The sequence below is a fragment of the Eubacterium ramulus genome (assembly GCF_003122485.1).
In the GTDB taxonomy this organism is placed as follows: Bacteria; Bacillota; Clostridia; order Lachnospirales; family Lachnospiraceae; genus Eubacterium_I; species Eubacterium_I ramulus_A.
The window spans coordinates 1-16,791 of record NZ_JRFU01000012.1 but is presented as its reverse complement, the minus strand read 5'-3'; the positions used below and the strand labels follow the sequence as shown (position 1 = coordinate 16,791).

Sequence of the window (16,791 nt, the reverse complement as noted above, 5' to 3'; positions counted from 1 at the left end):
ATGATTTCTCCTTTTTGCTAAACTATAGCATGAAATGCTGTATGTATAGAAAAGAATATATACAATAAGGAAATATAATTACTCATATGTAAGAAAATAAACAAAACAAAATGTTACAATAAGCATTACAGAGATTGTCGACTTTTTGAGCATTATGCTGAGATATGTTTTATTCCTTGCATTTTTTAGTTATTGGGCATATACTTTATTTCGTAGATTTATGTATTCTACGAAAAAAGGAGGGATCATTATCTGGTATGTAGTGTATTGCCCGCATCAGAACATGCAAAATCTGATGGAGCTTTGTAAAAAAACATTATCTGAACAGGCAGCGGCTTGTGTCTTTACTTTTACATACGACCGAATGAAACGTTATCAGGGTGAATGGCATCTGGAACGTTCTCTTTCCTTTCCGGATTATTTCTTCATAGAAAGCAGCAATGGTGAACAACTTGAGAAAGAAATGAATCGAAATGAGCTGGCATCCAAAATACTGGCAACCGGCGGTATTGTCACGCCTGTAGATACGCAGGAAGAAGAATTACTGCGCCGTTTGTCTGATGAATCTCATCATATGAAAATGTCCACCGGGTATATCGCAGAGGGAAAAACATATGTGACACAGGGACCATTGGTTGGTTATGAGTCACGGATCAGAAAAATAGATCGACATAAACGGCTGGCGCGGATCAGTCTGCCTTATGCAAAAGGGGAGATGGAACTTTGTATGGGGTTGGAGATAAAAACAAAAAGTTGAAATTGTACATGAAGAAAAATAGGGAGAGTAGTAATGAGTAGTACAAATGAGAATGAGTTGAAAAAGGAAAAGAAGACAAATATACGGTGGATGTTAGCTGTGTATGATGTCTTAATTTTTGCGATTGTTTCCATAATCTTATTAGTTCTTTATGGCGGCATGGACAAATTATCACCGACAGGGATACTTCAGCAGGTATGCCTGTCTTTTGTATGTATTTTCGGAGGACGCTTTATTGGAAAAATCTACAGTCAGATTTGGCGATATGGTGGAATCCAATGTTATGTCAGATTGTTCTTTACAGATGTGATTGCATTTTGCATTTATCTGTGTCTGGAGTTGATTCTTCCAGTTCAAAAAATTACTTTTGCAAGAATGCTTTCGTTAGCAAGCTTGAATTTACTTGGAGCATTAGCACTTCGCATGATGTATCGCTATGCATATAAATGTGCAAATCAGGAAACGAAAGGAGGGCAAATCCTTTCTATATTATTGCATTTATTTTCTGGTTTAGATGCAGAAAGTCAGAATGATGTACAAAAAATAAAGATTGCAATTATTGGTGCAGGACGAATTGGTGTTGGGTTAGCAGAAGAATTATTAAGTAATTCCGAAACTACATATATACCAAGAAGTTTTATTGATATTAACAGTGAAAAAGTGGGACGAGTAATTCATGGAATTCCTGTTTTATCAGAAAATGAAGCGACTTTTGAAAAATTGAGAGAGTTAGAAATACAGGAAATTGTTTTTGCAATTCCGACAATGGATGCTCAAAAGAAAAAATTACTTTATGAATATTATAAGAAATTTGGCTATAAGTTGAAGGTCTATGATTATCCGACAATGCGTACAGCAGGAGGAAAACGGCATCTTCGAGAGTTTGATATTGAAGAATTGTTATTTAGAGAACCTTTGGTTGTTTCGGATGAGAGAACGAATGCTTATTACAAAGATAAAGTAGTGTTAATTACTGGTGGAGGAGGCTCTATTGGTTCTGAATTGTGCAGACAGCTTGCAAAGATGGAACCGAAGAAAATCATTATCTTAGATATTTATGAGAATGGAGCTTATGATGTTCAGCAGGAATTGAAGATCGCTTATGGAAATGCTTTGGATCTTCAAATAGAAATTTGTTCAATTACACATAGAAAAGCATTGGAAAAAGTCTTTGATCGATATCATCCACAAATTATTATCAATGCGGCAGCTCATAAGCACGTTCCGTTGATGGAACATAACTGTGTTGAGGCTATTTATAATAACGTGTTCGGTACAAGAAATCTGGTTGAACTTTGTGAAGAATATCATGCAGAACGTTTCATGATGGTATCTACAGATAAAGCTGTAAATCCCACCAATGTTATGGGTGCGACAAAGCGCATGTGTGAAATGATCGTGCAGAGCGCAAGTACGCATGGAACTGTAAAATATAGTGCAACACGTTTTGGAAATGTACTTGGAAGTGCTGGATCAGTTATTCCGTTATTTAAACGTCAGATCGCAAATGGTGGACCAGTTACAGTTACAGATAAACGTATTATTCGATATTTTATGACAATTCCAGAAGCATCACAGCTTGTACTTCAAAGTGGAGCTATGGCAAATAATGGAGAGCTTTTCGTATTGGATATGGGACAGCCTGTAAAAATAATGGATTTGGCAGAGAATATGATTCGATTGTCTGGTGTACAGGGAATTGAAATTGTGGAAACCGGATTAAGACCGGGGGAAAAGTTGTATGAAGAATTGTTGGTTAAAACAGAAGAATTAGATAAAACAAGTAACAGCATGATATTTATTGAGCGTGATTCAGCATTAAGTCCGGAAGAAATTAATACTCGTTTGAATATGCTTAGAGAAGTTTGTGAAACAGGAGATGATTCACAGGCAAGAGAAGTATTAAGAAAAGCTGTACCAACATTTAAAAAGCCGGAAGAAGTTAATCGAGTTGCTGAATTTGTTGTACATCAAAAAAAGAGCGATCCTGAAAGGGAAGAAGCAGTAGCTATATAAAATATAACAAGATTGTTTTTTTATAAAAATACGGGAAGGACGCATATGCATTACGAAACAAAATCAATATTAGACAAAATCAAAGGTTCCATTATTTTGACAACAGAAGAGGGCGAACAGGAATATGCAAATATTGATGCAATTCCCAGAGAATCTATTGGATGCTGAAATGATTGTTAGTGCTATTGAGGCAAGGGATAGCAAAATTGTTTTTTATTTAAAAAAGAATGAAATAGTCAAAAATGATCTGAATGCAGATTGGGTAAAAGAAGATGTAGGAAGGACGGGTGTTGAGCCAGGTTTTTCCTAAAATAATCAGTCAGATAAAAGGAGGAAACGATATTATGAAGATTCCATTTTCACCGCCAGATATAACAGAAAAAGAAATTGAACAGGTTTCAGAAGCATTAAGATCCGGATGGATTACAACTGGGCCTAAGACAAAAGAATTAGAGCGAGAGGTTGCAGATTTATGTGGAGTAAATCGTGCTGTTTGTCTTAATTCACAGACAGCATGTGCAGAAATGACCTTGCGTTTATTAGGAATTAAAGAGGGCGATGAAGTCATTACATGTGCGTATACATATACTGCAAGTGCGTCTGTAGTATGCCATGTAGGGGCAAAACTTATTTTAATTGATACGCAGAGAGATTCTCTTGAAATGGATTATGAGCAGTTGGAGAATGCGATTACTGAAAAAACAAAAGTAATTATTCCGGTAGATCTCGGTGGAGTACCATGTGATTATGATAGGATTTTTTCTATTGTAGAACGTAAGAAAGGCTTATTCCATCCGGTAAATAAAATACAGGAAAGCATCGGCAGAGTGATTGTTATGGCGGATGCAGCACATGCTTTTGGTGCAACCTGGAAAGAGAAACCAGTTGGAAGTATTGCAGATTTTTCAAATTTCAGTTTCCATGCAGTTAAGAATTTTACAACTGCAGAAGGTGGTGCTGCTGTTTGGAAAGATATTGAGGGAATTGATAACGAAGAAATTTATCATCAGTATCAGTTATTATCACTTCATGGTCAGTCAAAAGATGCACTTGCGAAAACGCAGCTTGGAGCATGGGAGTATGACATCATTGGACCTTGGTTTAAATGTAATATGACTGATGTTGTAGCTGGAATCGGACTGGCACAGATGAAGAGATATAAAGGCTTGCTTGAACGTCGAAAAGAAATTATAGGGAAATATGATTCAGCATTTAAGCCAATCGGAATAGAGGTATTAAATCACTATACGGAAAACCATCAGTCATCAGGTCATTTGTATATAACAAGAGTTCCGGGAATTACGTTGGAGCAGAGGCATGAGATTATTGTGAAAATGGCAGAAGTGGGTGTTGCCTGCAATGTGCATTATAAGCCGTTGCCAATGATGACTGCATACAAAAATATGGGATTTGATATTAAAGATTATCCTAATGCATATAAGAGATTTGAAAATGAGATTACTTTACCGCTTCACACAAAACTTACAGATGAAGAAGTGGAATATGTGATCAAGCAGTTTAGTAGAATTGTGAAAGAATATATTTAAATATAATAGCAGAAATGGGAGATACAGATGTTACGAGAATGGGAGAAATTACCAAAATTTATGCAGACGGAGGAAGTTCGTCCATATTATGACAGTTTAAAAAAGAAAAAAATTAGTTTGGCTTTAAAAAGAGGATTTGATGTATTTGCTGCATCTGTTATGCTCGTAACATTTTCTCCTGTATTAATTACTATCTCAATTATGATTGTAAGAGATTCTAAAGGAGGAGTGTTTTATCGTCAGGAGCGTGTTACACAATACGGAAGAAAATTCAAGATATTTAAATTCCGAACAATGGTTGCTAATGCAGATAAAATCGGCACCCAGGTTACCGTATCCAATGACAGTAGAGTTACGAGGGTAGGCGAAAAACTTCGTAAATATCGTTTGGATGAATTGCCGCAGTTAATAAATATTATTTTAGGCGATATGACGCTTGTAGGAACCAGACCGGAAAGTACACATTATGTAAAGAAGTATACACCGGAAATGTTTGCTACGTTGTTATTACCGGCGGGAGTTACATCTGAGGCGAGTATAAAATATAAAGATGAAGCGGAGTTATTGGATAAAGCAGACGATGTGGACAAAGTATATGTAGAAAAAGTTCTTCCGGAGAAGATGAAATACAATCTTGAAAGTATTAGGAAATTTAGTTTTATACATGATATAGGAACAATGATAAAAACAGTTTTTGCAGTGATTAGGTAGGGAGTGTGTATGGAAAAAGGATTAGTATCAGTTATTACGCCAACATATAATTGTGCGAAGTTTATAAGGGAAACAATTGAATCTGTTCAGAAACAAACTTATCAGCAATGGGAAATGATTATTGTTGATGATTGTTCGACAGACAATACAAAAGAAATTGTCGATAAATATATAAAAGAAGATAGTAGAATAAAATATTTTTGTTTAGAAAATAATTCTGGAGCTGCTGTTGCAAGAACAAAAGCAATGGAATTGGCAAATGGGGAATATATGGCTTTTTTAGATTCTGATGATATTTGGCCAGAAGAAAAATTGAAAAAGCAATTAGTATTTATGAAAAAGTATGATGTTGCATTTTCTTGTACAGCGTATGAACAAATTGATGAAAATGGAAAATCGTTAAATAAAATTATAAAGACAGTACCAAAGGCTGATTATAATCGAGTGCTTTTAGATTGCCCGGTAGGAAATTCTACGGTTATGTACAACGTAGAAAAGATGGGGAAATTTGAAGTCCCTAATATTAGAAAACGAAACGATGATGCTTTGTGGCTTCAAATGTTAAAAAAAGAAAAATACATTTATGGTATGAGATCGGTACTTATGAAATACCGCATAAGACAAAATTCTATTTCAAGTAATAAATTTAAGGTAATTAAATATCATTGGATTTTATATAGAGATATAGAACATCTGAGCATAGCCAGAAGTGTTTTTCATATAGCATATTGGTGTGTGATTAAATTGCTAAAAATTAAGTAAGGAAATAAATATGAAAATATCAGTATTAGTTCCTACGTTAGGAACAAGAGAAAGGGCAATTAGACGATTATTAGAAACACTGGAAAAACAGTCATATAAAGACTTTGAAATTATATTTGTAACGCAGGATAATCATGAAATTGTAAAAGATATAATTTGTAAATATAGTAATTTGGATATAAAGCAAATTGAAATGAGTGTAAAAGGATTATCACGAGCTAGAAATAGAGGATTAGAGCAGGCATCAGGCGAGATAGTAGTATTATCTGATGATGATTGTTGGTATCCTGCAAATGCATTTGAAATTATTGTAAATGCATTTAAAAAAAGACAATGTGCTAAAATTGTATTATCACAGATTTTTGATCCGGAAAAAAATATTCCATATAAAAATTATACTTCCAACGAAGAGTATGTAAGAAACAAATTACAGCTCATGTCAAAATCGTCTATTGAAGTTGCATTTAAGAAAGATTTAGTGATGAATAAAAAATTTGATGAACGTTTAGGTTTGGGGAGCGAATTTGTATGTGGAGAAGAAGTGGATTTCCTTTTAAGTAATTATGAAAAAAATACAATCTTTTATATACCAGAGGTAACGGTTTATCATAAAAAGAAAGAAAATGGTAGTAGCAACAAACAAATTATTGCTAAAGGGGCAATTTATGGAAAGAATTTTAATATATTTATTTGTTTATTAGTTTTACTTAGAGATTTGATGTTAAAAAAAGAAAATAATTTTAAATACTTTTTTGAGGGATATAATGAATATTTTAAAAGAACAAATTAAACTGTCAGTAGCTTATCCTGGATGGCGTTCGGCAATAAAAAAATTAAAATCAAATAAAAATAAAAAGATTTTTTTGGTTGGAACACCTATGCATGGTAATTTGGGGGATCATGCAATCGCAATCCAAGAACAATATTTTTTTGAAGATTTTTTCCCGGACTATGAATATTTTGAAATATTGATGCCTATGTATCATACACAAAAAAAAATAATAAAAAATGCAGTAACACCTGAAGATTTAGTTGTAATTTCGGGTGGTGGATGGATGGGGAATTTATGGATACATAATGAATGTGTTATACGTGAGATTGTGCAGAACTACCCAAATAATAAGATTATTATTCTTCCACAAACAGTATATTATACTTCAGACGAACTGGGAGAGAAGGAATACAGAATAACAAATGAAATATTAAAAAAACATAGTAATTTACATATATTTGTAAGAGAAAGAAAGTCTTACAATTTTATAAAACAAAAATTTGAATTTACAGGAAACTCAGATGTATATTTAGTGCCAGATATGGTTTTGTATGGGAAAAATATAGTAACAAAGGAAAAATGTACTGGACATGAGAATGTGATAAATGTATGTATTCGAGAGGATTGCGAATCTGAGCAAGAAAATATTGATGATTTTTATGAAAAAATAAAACAAAATTATAATATTAGAAAAGTTAGTACTGTTATAAAATCGCCAGTTGTTTTAAGAAAGCGAATAAGCGAGTTACAAAAGTCGTGGGAAACTTTTGAAAATGCGGAAATTACTATAACAGACCGTTTACATGCAATGCTGTTTTCTGTATTAAATGGGACTCCATGCATTGTTTTAAATAATAAAACTGGTAAAGTTTTTGGAGTGGCAGATTGGCTTGATGATACAAATATGATTGTAAGAGCTGATTCGTTAAGTGAAGTGCTTGAAAAATTAAAGAGAACAACTATATGGAAACATAAAAAATATGATAGAGAAAAATTGCTAAACTATTTTGAAAAAATGGCAGACGTAATACGAAAGGATTAAGTATGGAAATTAAAAGATTGTTAGTTATCAATGTACCAATTAAGAATTGTAATCTTAAATGTGAATATTGTTATATTTCAGCATTGAAAGAAAATGAAAAAGGAGCAGCCAAATTTTTATATACTCCAGAGCATGTTGGCAAATGTCTTTCAAAAGAGAGGTTAGGAGGCACTTGTATTATAAATCTAACGGGAGGAGGAGAAACTCTTATTCCGAAAGAAATGCCTCAATATATTTACCAATTATTATTACAAGGACATTTTTTAGAGGTTGTAACAAATGGAACATTGACAAGTCGATTTGATGAAATTGCTGAGTTTCCAAGAAATTTGTTAGAGCATTTGGAGTTCAAATTCTCTTTCCACTATGCAGAGTTAAAGAAAAAAGGATGGATAGATAGATACTTTTCAAATGTGAAAAAGATGTGGGAAAAGGGATGTTCGTTTACTGTTGAGTTAATGCCTTATGATGGATTGATTGATGATATTGATGAAATTATAAATCTTTGTAAATCAGAACTAGGAGCAGCATGTCAAATTACAGTAGGACGAAATGATTTGACTGAGAAAAAAGATCTTTTGACATCTATGTCAAGAAAAGAGTATGAGTCTGTTTGGAGAAAATTTGATTCTACAATGTTTGATTTCAAATTGGATATTTTTCAGAAAAAAATAGATGATTTTTGTTATGCGGGAGCTTGGACTTTGTACGTTGATTTAGGAACTGGGGCTGCTAAGCCATGTTATGGACAGCTTAGTAATCAAAATATATTTAAAAATCCTGAACAACCAATAATCTTTAATCCAGTGGGAAAACATTGCAGACAGCCATATTGTTATAATGGTCATGCATTTTTAACCTTGGGAGTAGTTCCAGAATTAGAAACACCAACATACGCTGACATTCGTAACAGAGTATGTGAAGATGGTAGAGAATGGTTGTCGAAAGAAGTTAAAGATGCATTTTCACAAAAATTAGCTGATAACAATGAAGTATGGGATGAAAAGAAAAAGAATAGTTATGAAAGAAAGTATCCGTTTATATTTTTCAAAACGGCATTATATGACTGGAAAGAAATATATAATAAAGTTATAAGAAAACGCAAGAAATAAGGTGCGATATGAGAAATGGACAAAGAAATATAAAACAGAAAAGTAGAATACTTGCAATTATATTGGTGATATATATTTATGTTCCATACTTTGCGAATATTTTAGAAAACACTTTTAAAATTTCATCGTTATATGAATATCTAATTTATATGATGCTTGCGATAATAGCAATAGGAACGACAATGAGCATGAATAAACGTGTGCTTACATTTTTGTTTGTTTTTTGTTCTGCGATAATCATTAATTATATAGTAGTGCCTTATCGATATTATGTATTTATAGAAGGTATACAAGCGTTGGTTGGCATAGCAGTTCCATGTTTGTGTGTTTCAAATAATATATTTGATTTAAGAATATTTGTTGAAAAATGGTGGAAATTTTCTAAATTAAATTTACCGTTGGTATTAGTTGCAGTTGTCTTACTTAAACAAGGGCTAGTGCATTATTCAATATTTACAAGTATATGTGTACCAAATGTATTTATTGGTTCTTACATGGTGCTTCAGGGAATTGAAAAAAGAAAATGGTTATATATTAATGTTGCCATTAATATTCTTGTAACTGCTGTTTTGGGTGGACGTATGTCTGCAGTAATATCAGCGTGCATGATTTTATTTGCATATGTATATTCAGGTAAAATAAAGTTATGGAAGAAACTAATAATTATTGTAGGACTGGTAGTATCGGCATATATTTTGCTAAACAATTTAATAGATATTTTATATTGGGTAAGCCAAAAACTAGCACAATATGGAATGCAATCTCGAAGTGTTACTTTGTTGATAAATCAAATAAAAAGCAATGAGATATACTTGACCAACAGAGATTATATTTATACGGCATGTGTAGAGTATATAAGAGGTAGAGTCGGTTTGCCAGGAGGATTTGGAATTCCGCTATATATTACGTCGGGTGAATATTATTATGCACATAATGTTGTTTTGCAATTTTTGATATTTTTCGGAATATGGGGAACTATCATTATTCTTGGAATTACATTGATTCGTGCAAGAACGATAAAGTATATTGCACCTTTAAAGTGTAAAAAATTTATGTATTTTATGTTGCTATGTTATATAGGCATCGGAATGACAGGATCGAGTATATGGATTCATTATTTATCAACTATTTTTATTGCTATTTTCTTTTTTGGAAATAGCAAGATTTATCAGTCAATAGAAGTGAGTTAAATATGAAACTTTTTCTTAAAAAAATCATAAAAAAATATAGAGATATGTCAGTAGAAATGAAAGCTGCGTCTTGGTATGCAGTGGGAAATATAATACAAAAAATTGCGCCTTGGTTGGTAATGATTATACTGACGCATTACTTAGCTACGGAGGAATATGGAATATATAGTATATTTATGTCCTGGCTAGAAATATTTGAGATTATTATAACATTGAGAATATACAGCAATGGTTATGTTGCAGGATTAGTAAGGGACGATGAAAATAGGACAACATATACAGCAACTATGCAATCATTGAGTATTGTATTGATTGTGATTTGGACATTAATGTATTTAATGTTTCACAAGGGTATTAATTATATTACTGGAATAAGTACTCCGTTAAGTATACTGATGATATGTTCTTTTATAGGAACTATCAGTTTTGGATTGTGGTCATCAAGACAAAGAGTTGATAACCAATATAAGAAAATGTTATTTGCAATAATTGTATATGGTCTTATCGGACCTATCGTTGGTGCATTAACTGTTTTCCTTAATTTAGATAATCCTATATTTTATGTTATAGCTACAAGGACAGTAATCCAGTTAGGGGTTGCAATTCCGTTTTTTATATCAAATTATAAAGATACATCCACATTATGGAAAAAAGACTATGCAATAGATGCATTGAAATATAATTTGCCATTGATGCCATATTACTTATCAATGATATTATTAAATCATTCGGATCGTTTAATGATACAAAAAATTGATGGTTATGAAGATGCTGCTTTATATAGTGTGTCATATAGTGCAGCTATGGTCATCTTTGTTATAAGTGGTGCGTTGAATTTATCTTTACAGGCATGGCTGTTTAAGGAATTAAAGTTAAAGGATTCGTCGAAAGATAAAAGTAAATTGATAACAGTCGGGACAATTATAGTTGCTTTTTGCGCTATTGCGGAAATTGTGATGGCTCCAGAAATAATTTTGATTTTAGGAGGGAAAAAATATTTAGAGGCAATATGGGTTATGCCACCATTAGCAATTAGTGTTATTGTTATGTATATATATCAACAATATGTAAATATCTTGTTCTACTATAAAAAGACGAAATTTATTTTGTTTGCGTCAGTATTTGCAGCAGTGTGTAATATAATTTTAAATGCTATTTTTATTCCGATTTTTGGATATGTTGCTGGTGGATATACGTCATTAGTAAGCTATTTAATAGTCATGATTTTATATTTTGTATTAGCAAGAAAAGAATGTATTGATAATGAGATACAAATGAAAAATTATTTTAATACAAAAATGCAAATGACAATACTTATAGGTACGAGTATTGTGGCGTTGTCTATGGTTGCTGTATATAAAAATGCAGTTGCTAGATATTTGTTGGCTTTAATGATGTTTGTATTGTTGGTTGCAACAAGGAAAAAATGGATACCAGAACTGAGAAAAGGAAAGAAAGTATGAAGAAGAAAAAACGATTAATTTTTATGTTATTTTTTCTCATAATATTTTTTACAGTAGGATATATAATTTTACCACGTATTAGAGTAAAAATTGAACAAGAGAAATGTGACAAAATATATGCAAATAAAATATTAAAATTGCCGGACAAAGAAAAAACTAATGTAGGATTTACATGTACAGGGCTTTATTGGGATAAAGAAGAAGAGTGTTTTTTTATAGGGAATGCAGGTAAATATAAGCCTAATGATAAAACTTTCCAGGCTTCTGTCGAAATAGTTGAAAAGGATTTTTCGGCTATTAAAGGAGATATACCTTGTTATTTAAAATTTGAGAATATGAGAGATATACAAGGAGTTACTAAGTCAACAGATGGAACTATCTGGTTATGTTCTTATGGAGAAAACAAAGTTCGCCATATAGACGAAAAAGGAAATGAATTAGGAAGTTTTGATATAAAAGAACCATCTGGCATTACAAATGATAGTAGGAGTAACACGCTTTGGATTTTGACAAATAATTATTTATATAATTGTTCATATGATGGCGTAGTACAAAAAACAATTAAAATACATATAAAAGGACAAGATCAATTGTTTTTAGACGAAAAAAATGATTTGATATATTTTTCAGCAGGTGTAGACTATCATGGAGATAGCTATATTTATACAGTTGACTTAAAAACAAGTAAAGTTAAACCATTATATGTATTGAAAGATTCATATGCAATTGAAGGGATTACGATTGTTGATGATGTATTGTATGTGCTAAATGATGGTTATTATCATGACGCTGAAACGCCAATCAATCAAGTTAATATGTATTTTTTAAATAAGTTACAAACCAAAGAAAATTATCAGTAAATGGGGGAAATATAATGAAAATAGCAGTAGCAGGAACAGGATATGTAGGACTTTCTATTGCCACATTATTATCTCAAAATCATGAGGTAATGGCAGTAGATATTATTCCAGAGAAAGTTGAGAAGATTAATAAAAGAATCAGTCCAATCCAGGATGAGTATATTGAAAAGTATTTGAAGGAAAAAGAACTGAATCTGACAGCTACATTGGATGCAGAAGCAGCGTATAAAGATGCAGATTTTGTTGTAATTGCAGCTCCGACCAATTATGACAGTAAGAAGAATTTCTTTGATACATCAGCAGTAGAAGCGGTCATTAAGCTGGTTGTTGAATATAATCCAGATGCAATTATGGTAATTAAATCTACAATTCCGGTAGGGTATACTGCAAGCATTAGAGAGAAATTTCACTGTGATAATATTATCTTCAGTCCGGAATTTTTACGAGAGTCAAAAGCATTATATGATAATCTGTATCCGTCCAGAATTATTGTGGGAACAGATGTTGAAAATGCCAGATTGGTAAAAGCTGCGAACACGTTTGCCGGATTGTTACAGGAAGGTGCAATTAAAGAAAATATTGATACATTGATTATGGGATTTACAGAAGCAGAGGCAGTCAAATTATTTGCTAATACATATCTGGCTCTTAGAGTTTCATATTTTAATGAGCTTGATACTTATGCAGAAATGAAAGGACTGAACACACAGCAGATTATTAACGGTGTGTGTCTTGATCCTAGAATCGGTTCGCATTATAATAATCCGTCATTTGGATATGGTGGTTATTGTTTACCAAAAGATACCAAGCAGCTCTTGGCTAATTATGAGGATGTTCCGCAGAACATGATGTCTGCAATCGTTGAGTCTAATAGAACAAGGAAAGATTTCATAGCAGATCGTGTATTACAGAAAGCAGGATATTATGCTTATGGAGATGAAAATACTTATGATGCTTCTATGGAAAAAGATGTTGTGATTGGTGTATATCGTCTTACTATGAAATCAAATTCAGATAATTTCCGCCAGTCCTCTATACAGGGAGTTATGAAGAGAATTAAAGCTAAAGGGGCATCAGTTATTATTTATGAGCCAACATTGGAAGATGGAAGCACTTTCTTCGGAAGCAAGGTTGTGAACAATCTGGATAAATTTAAGGAGCAGAGTCAGGCAATCATTGCAAATAGATATGATAGCTGTTTGGATGATGTACAGGATAAAGTATATACAAGGGATATTTTTAAAAGGGATTAAAAATGAATACTCTGGCACTGGAAAGTGCCAGAGTATCAGTATAATATGATTGGATTGACACGAAAAAATGAGAAAGTATGAGCAAGTTTGATAAAAATGAAAAACTCTCATTTATCAGTGATGATATGTTAATGTGAAATTAGAGATAGATGTTTATCTGGAAGATTTATAGAAAAGCTGTCAGCTCCTAAATTATTGCAGAATAAAACTAAAAAAGATATTTACTTCTTTTGCCATGTGTTAAAATGATGCTAGCATACATCTGGGAGGTTAGAATTAAATTATGGATCAACAGTACATAAATTCAATTGTAGATATGATAGAGTCATCGAATTTGCGTTTGCGTTCAATAGAAATCAGGCCGGTATGCTATGATGATGACACTTCTTTAAAATCGACAGTATCTATTATACATTCGGATATTATTGGAGAACGTTCCAGATTCGTTAATATCGATTTAGTTGCGAATCTTTTGATTTTTACCGCATTTGATGGATTTGTGGAAAACAAATATTCGTTACCGGAAGGGGAAAGCTTTAAACGGCATTATGAGATTTTGCCAGATGTATATTCCATTTAAGTAGTGCATCTTTTCCAGAAATTCAGAGCACCTAAATCCGATATTTCAGAGCAGGTATTTCCGCTCTATAGTGCAATCGCCTATAATGAATCTATGCACATAAAATTGTGTAAATTCATTACAGGAGGTCGATAACCATGACTGATTATCGTGAAATCATCAGACTGCATAGTCTGAAGTTCAGCAATGTAGCCATTGCTAACAGCTTATGCTGTTCACGCAACACAGTTTCAGAGGTGCTTAAGCTTGCTGAAACACATTCTCTGGAATGGCCTATTCCAGAAACTCTGACTAACAGAGATATTGGGCATCTGTTTTATCCAGGCAGGGGCAATAATGAGGGAAGAAGACTCCCTGATTACGAGTATGTTTACAATGAACTGGCCAAGCCCGGTGTAACACTCTCACTTTTATGGGCAGAATACTGTGCAAAATGTGAAGCTGAGCATACGATTCCATATCAGCATTCACAGTTCAATGACAAATATCATGCCTATGCTGCATCAAAGAAGGCAACTCTCAGAATCAAGCGCAAACCTGGAGAAACAATGGAGGTAGACTGGGTAGGCGATACGCTTAAAGTTTATGATGCTGCCAGTTGCAGTGACATACCTGCATATATATTTGTTGCCGTTCTTCCATGCAGTTTGTATGGATATGCGGAAGCATTCCCGGATATGAAATCCAACCACTGGATAGAAGCTCATATCCATGCTTATTCATTCTTTGGTGGCGTAACACGTATTCTTGTACCAGATAATCTTAAAACAGGTGTGATCAAAAACACACGGACAGAGCTTATACTTAACCGATCCTACCATGAAATGGCAGAGTACTATGGAACTGCAATTATTCCTGCCCGGCCGGTAAAGCCGAAGGATAAACCGAATGCGGAAGGTACTGTAAAAGTTCTTGAAATATGGATCCTTGCAGCCTTAAGAAACCGGAAGTTCTTCACTTTTGATGAGCTTAATAAAGCCATCCATGAAAAACTTGAAGAATTCAATGCGAAACCTTTCCAGAAAAAGAAAGGAAGCAGGTTATCTGCATTTATTGAAGAAGAAAAGGACTTCCTCATGCCATTACCTGCTTCCCCGTATGAAACGGCTGTCTGGTCAACTGCCACCATACAACCCGATTATCTCATAAAAATCGGAGATTGCAAGTATTCTGTCCCGTATGAATTTATCGGTAAGAAGGTCGATATCCGTGTCACTGAAAACAGTATTGAAGTTTTTTACCATAACAACCGTATTGCATCGCATGTGCGTAAGCTGTACTCTCCGGAACCGATTTATGTACCAGAACATATGCCTGAAAATCACAGAAAGTTTCTGGAATACAACACCGACAGTTTTCTGGACTGGGGAAAGAATGTTGGCTGTTCCACCCTTATTGTAGTAAAACATTTTTTATATATGCATAAGGTAGAACAACAGGGTTACAAATCCTGTACATCGTTGATGAAACTTGCGGACCGCTATGGTACGGAACGTTTGGAAAACGCCTGTGTTAAGGCACTTAGTTACACGCCAAGCCCAAGTTTGAAAAATATCAGCACCATTTTGAAAAATGGTCAGGACAAAGTGGCAGTAGAGAAAGCTGCTTCCAGCGCTTTTAATAAAGAAAGTTCCAAGTATGGCATTACCAGAGGTGCCTCCTATTACGAAGGAGGTGACCGTTCATGATCCGTCAGTCAACCATAGATAAGCTGCATGATCTGCGATTATCTGCAATGTCAGATGCTTTTGAATGCCAGTGCAGGGATCCTGAGACCTATCAGGGATTATCCTTTGAAGATCGCTTCGGTATGCTGGTTGATAAAGAATGGGATAAGCGAAAAAGCACAAAACTGCAAAAGCTTATCCGCAATGCTGAATTCCGTTATCCCAATGCGTGCATGGAAGATATCGAGTATCATCCTGACCGAAATCTGGATAAAGGACAGATGCTGGAATTCTCCACCTGCCGATATATATCCGATGACCACCATATCATTTTAAAAGGAGCCTCCGGGAATGGCAAAACATACATCGCCTGTGCGCTCGGGATCGCAGCCTGCAGGAACTTTATCAAGGTACGTTATGTACGTCTGCCGGATCTATTGAATGAACTGGCTGTTGCACATGGGGACGGCACGCTGAAAAAGGTGATCAAAGCATATCAGAAGATTGATCTTTTAATCCTGGATGAATTCCTGCTAAGTCCAATATCTACGGAACAGACACGGGAACTTCTTGAGATCATCGAAGCCCGTAGTGTGAAAGGCTCTGTGATTTTCTGTACACAGTTTGAACCAAAAGGCTGGTACAACCGCATTGGAAATGAATGTGATGCCACTATTTGCGAAGCAATCATCGACCGGATCATTCATAATTCCTATGAGGTGATGATTGATGGCCGTGTATCCATGAGGGAACGCCATGGCATTAACGCTTCCCGGAAAGGAGCTGTCCATGACTGACTATTGTGCCTTCAGCAAAGACCATAAATGCATCAAGTTTATGGATTATGAAATAATCCGCCACGAATTAGAGGAAGCCGATGAACTGTGTCATGATAATTGGATAGAAATCCAGCACTTAAGAGAATATATTGACCGTTTACAAGCACTTCTTACAGAACACGGAATAGCTATTCCTGATGAATACTAACTAAATGACTGCACTCTGCTCCGTGAATATTACGGTGCGGCAGAGCCGCCAGTCCGGTGTGGCGAGAGCCAC

At 34.1% G+C, this 16,791-nt stretch carries 18 protein-coding genes; all 18 read left to right on the top strand.

Annotated elements, in window-relative coordinates; all coding sequences use genetic code 11:
* Positions 1-220 precede the first annotated feature (220 nt).
* Complete coding sequence (locus LG34_RS01400; RefSeq protein ID WP_146190162.1) at positions 221-757, top strand: transcription termination/antitermination NusG family protein; 537 nt, start codon at positions 221-223, stop codon at positions 755-757.
* A 33-nt stretch (positions 758-790) separates the two neighbouring features.
* Complete coding sequence (locus LG34_RS01395; RefSeq protein WP_109214538.1) at positions 791-2,773, top strand: polysaccharide biosynthesis protein; 1,983 nt, start codon at positions 791-793, stop codon at positions 2,771-2,773.
* Between the two features lie 45 nt (positions 2,774-2,818).
* Positions 2,819-2,941: a hypothetical protein gene (locus LG34_RS17225; protein ID WP_270368174.1), complete on the top strand. Its 123-nt coding sequence runs from the start codon at positions 2,819-2,821 to the stop codon at positions 2,939-2,941.
* Positions 2,931-3,083: a hypothetical protein gene (locus LG34_RS16990; protein ID WP_242979768.1), complete on the top strand. Its 153-nt coding sequence runs from the start codon at positions 2,931-2,933 to the stop codon at positions 3,081-3,083. Before LG34_RS17225 ends, LG34_RS16990 begins: the two co-directional genes overlap by 11 nt.
* Positions 3,084-3,117: 34 nt before the next feature.
* Positions 3,118-4,320 carry a DegT/DnrJ/EryC1/StrS family aminotransferase gene (locus LG34_RS01385; RefSeq protein ID WP_109214537.1) on the top strand — a complete coding sequence of 401 codons (1,203 nt, stop codon included), beginning with the start codon at positions 3,118-3,120 and terminating at the stop codon, positions 4,318-4,320.
* Positions 4,321-4,347: 27 nt separating this feature from the next.
* Positions 4,348-5,031 (top strand): sugar transferase, encoded by a 684-nt coding sequence (locus LG34_RS01380; RefSeq protein ID WP_109214536.1) that lies wholly within the window; start codon positions 4,348-4,350, stop codon positions 5,029-5,031.
* A 9-nt stretch (positions 5,032-5,040) separates the two neighbouring features.
* On the top strand, positions 5,041-5,793 hold the full coding sequence (locus tag LG34_RS01375) for a glycosyltransferase family 2 protein (protein WP_109214535.1): 753 nt from the start codon (positions 5,041-5,043) through the stop codon (positions 5,791-5,793).
* Between the two features lie 10 nt (positions 5,794-5,803).
* Positions 5,804-6,583, top strand: a complete 780-nt coding sequence (locus tag LG34_RS01370; protein ID WP_109214534.1) for a glycosyltransferase family 2 protein — start codon at positions 5,804-5,806, stop codon at positions 6,581-6,583.
* Positions 6,558-7,607 (top strand): polysaccharide pyruvyl transferase family protein, encoded by a 1,050-nt coding sequence (locus tag LG34_RS01365; RefSeq protein ID WP_109214533.1) that lies wholly within the window; start codon positions 6,558-6,560, stop codon positions 7,605-7,607. Before LG34_RS01370 ends, LG34_RS01365 begins: the two co-directional genes overlap by 26 nt.
* Positions 7,608-7,609: 2 nt before the next feature.
* Positions 7,610-8,719, top strand: coding sequence for a radical SAM protein (locus LG34_RS01360; protein WP_109214532.1), 1,110 nt, complete (start codon positions 7,610-7,612; stop codon positions 8,717-8,719).
* A gap of 8 nt (positions 8,720-8,727) precedes the next feature.
* The gene (locus tag LG34_RS01355; protein WP_109214531.1) at positions 8,728-9,909 is read left to right on the top strand and encodes a hypothetical protein; all 1,182 of its coding nucleotides are present in this window, start codon (positions 8,728-8,730) and stop codon (positions 9,907-9,909) included.
* 2 nt (positions 9,910-9,911) lie between these two features.
* A complete protein-coding gene (locus LG34_RS01350) occupies positions 9,912-11,372 on the top strand; it encodes a lipopolysaccharide biosynthesis protein (protein ID WP_109214530.1) in 1,461 nt (486 codons plus the stop codon).
* Positions 11,369-12,232: an esterase-like activity of phytase family protein gene (locus LG34_RS01345; protein ID WP_242979767.1), complete on the top strand. Its 864-nt coding sequence runs from the start codon at positions 11,369-11,371 to the stop codon at positions 12,230-12,232. The genes LG34_RS01350 and LG34_RS01345 overlap by 4 nt, the downstream gene beginning before the upstream one ends.
* 14 nt (positions 12,233-12,246) lie before the next feature.
* Positions 12,247-13,485, top strand: coding sequence for a nucleotide sugar dehydrogenase (locus LG34_RS01340; protein ID WP_109214528.1), 1,239 nt, complete (start codon positions 12,247-12,249; stop codon positions 13,483-13,485).
* 283 nt (positions 13,486-13,768) lie between these two features.
* Positions 13,769-14,065 carry a hypothetical protein gene (locus LG34_RS01335; protein WP_109214527.1) on the top strand — a complete coding sequence of 99 codons (297 nt, stop codon included), beginning with the start codon at positions 13,769-13,771 and terminating at the stop codon, positions 14,063-14,065.
* Positions 14,066-14,202: 137 nt separating this feature from the next.
* The gene (istA, locus tag LG34_RS01330; protein WP_109214526.1) at positions 14,203-15,753 is read left to right on the top strand and encodes an IS21 family transposase; all 1,551 of its coding nucleotides are present in this window, start codon (positions 14,203-14,205) and stop codon (positions 15,751-15,753) included.
* The gene (istB, locus tag LG34_RS01325; protein ID WP_109214525.1) at positions 15,750-16,529 is read left to right on the top strand and encodes an IS21-like element helper ATPase IstB; all 780 of its coding nucleotides are present in this window, start codon (positions 15,750-15,752) and stop codon (positions 16,527-16,529) included. Before istA ends, istB begins: the two co-directional genes overlap by 4 nt.
* On the top strand, positions 16,522-16,719 hold the full coding sequence (locus tag LG34_RS01320) for a mobility-associated LCxxNW protein (RefSeq protein WP_109214524.1): 198 nt from the start codon (positions 16,522-16,524) through the stop codon (positions 16,717-16,719). Before istB ends, LG34_RS01320 begins: the two co-directional genes overlap by 8 nt.
* The last annotated feature ends 72 nt before the right edge of the window (positions 16,720-16,791 follow it).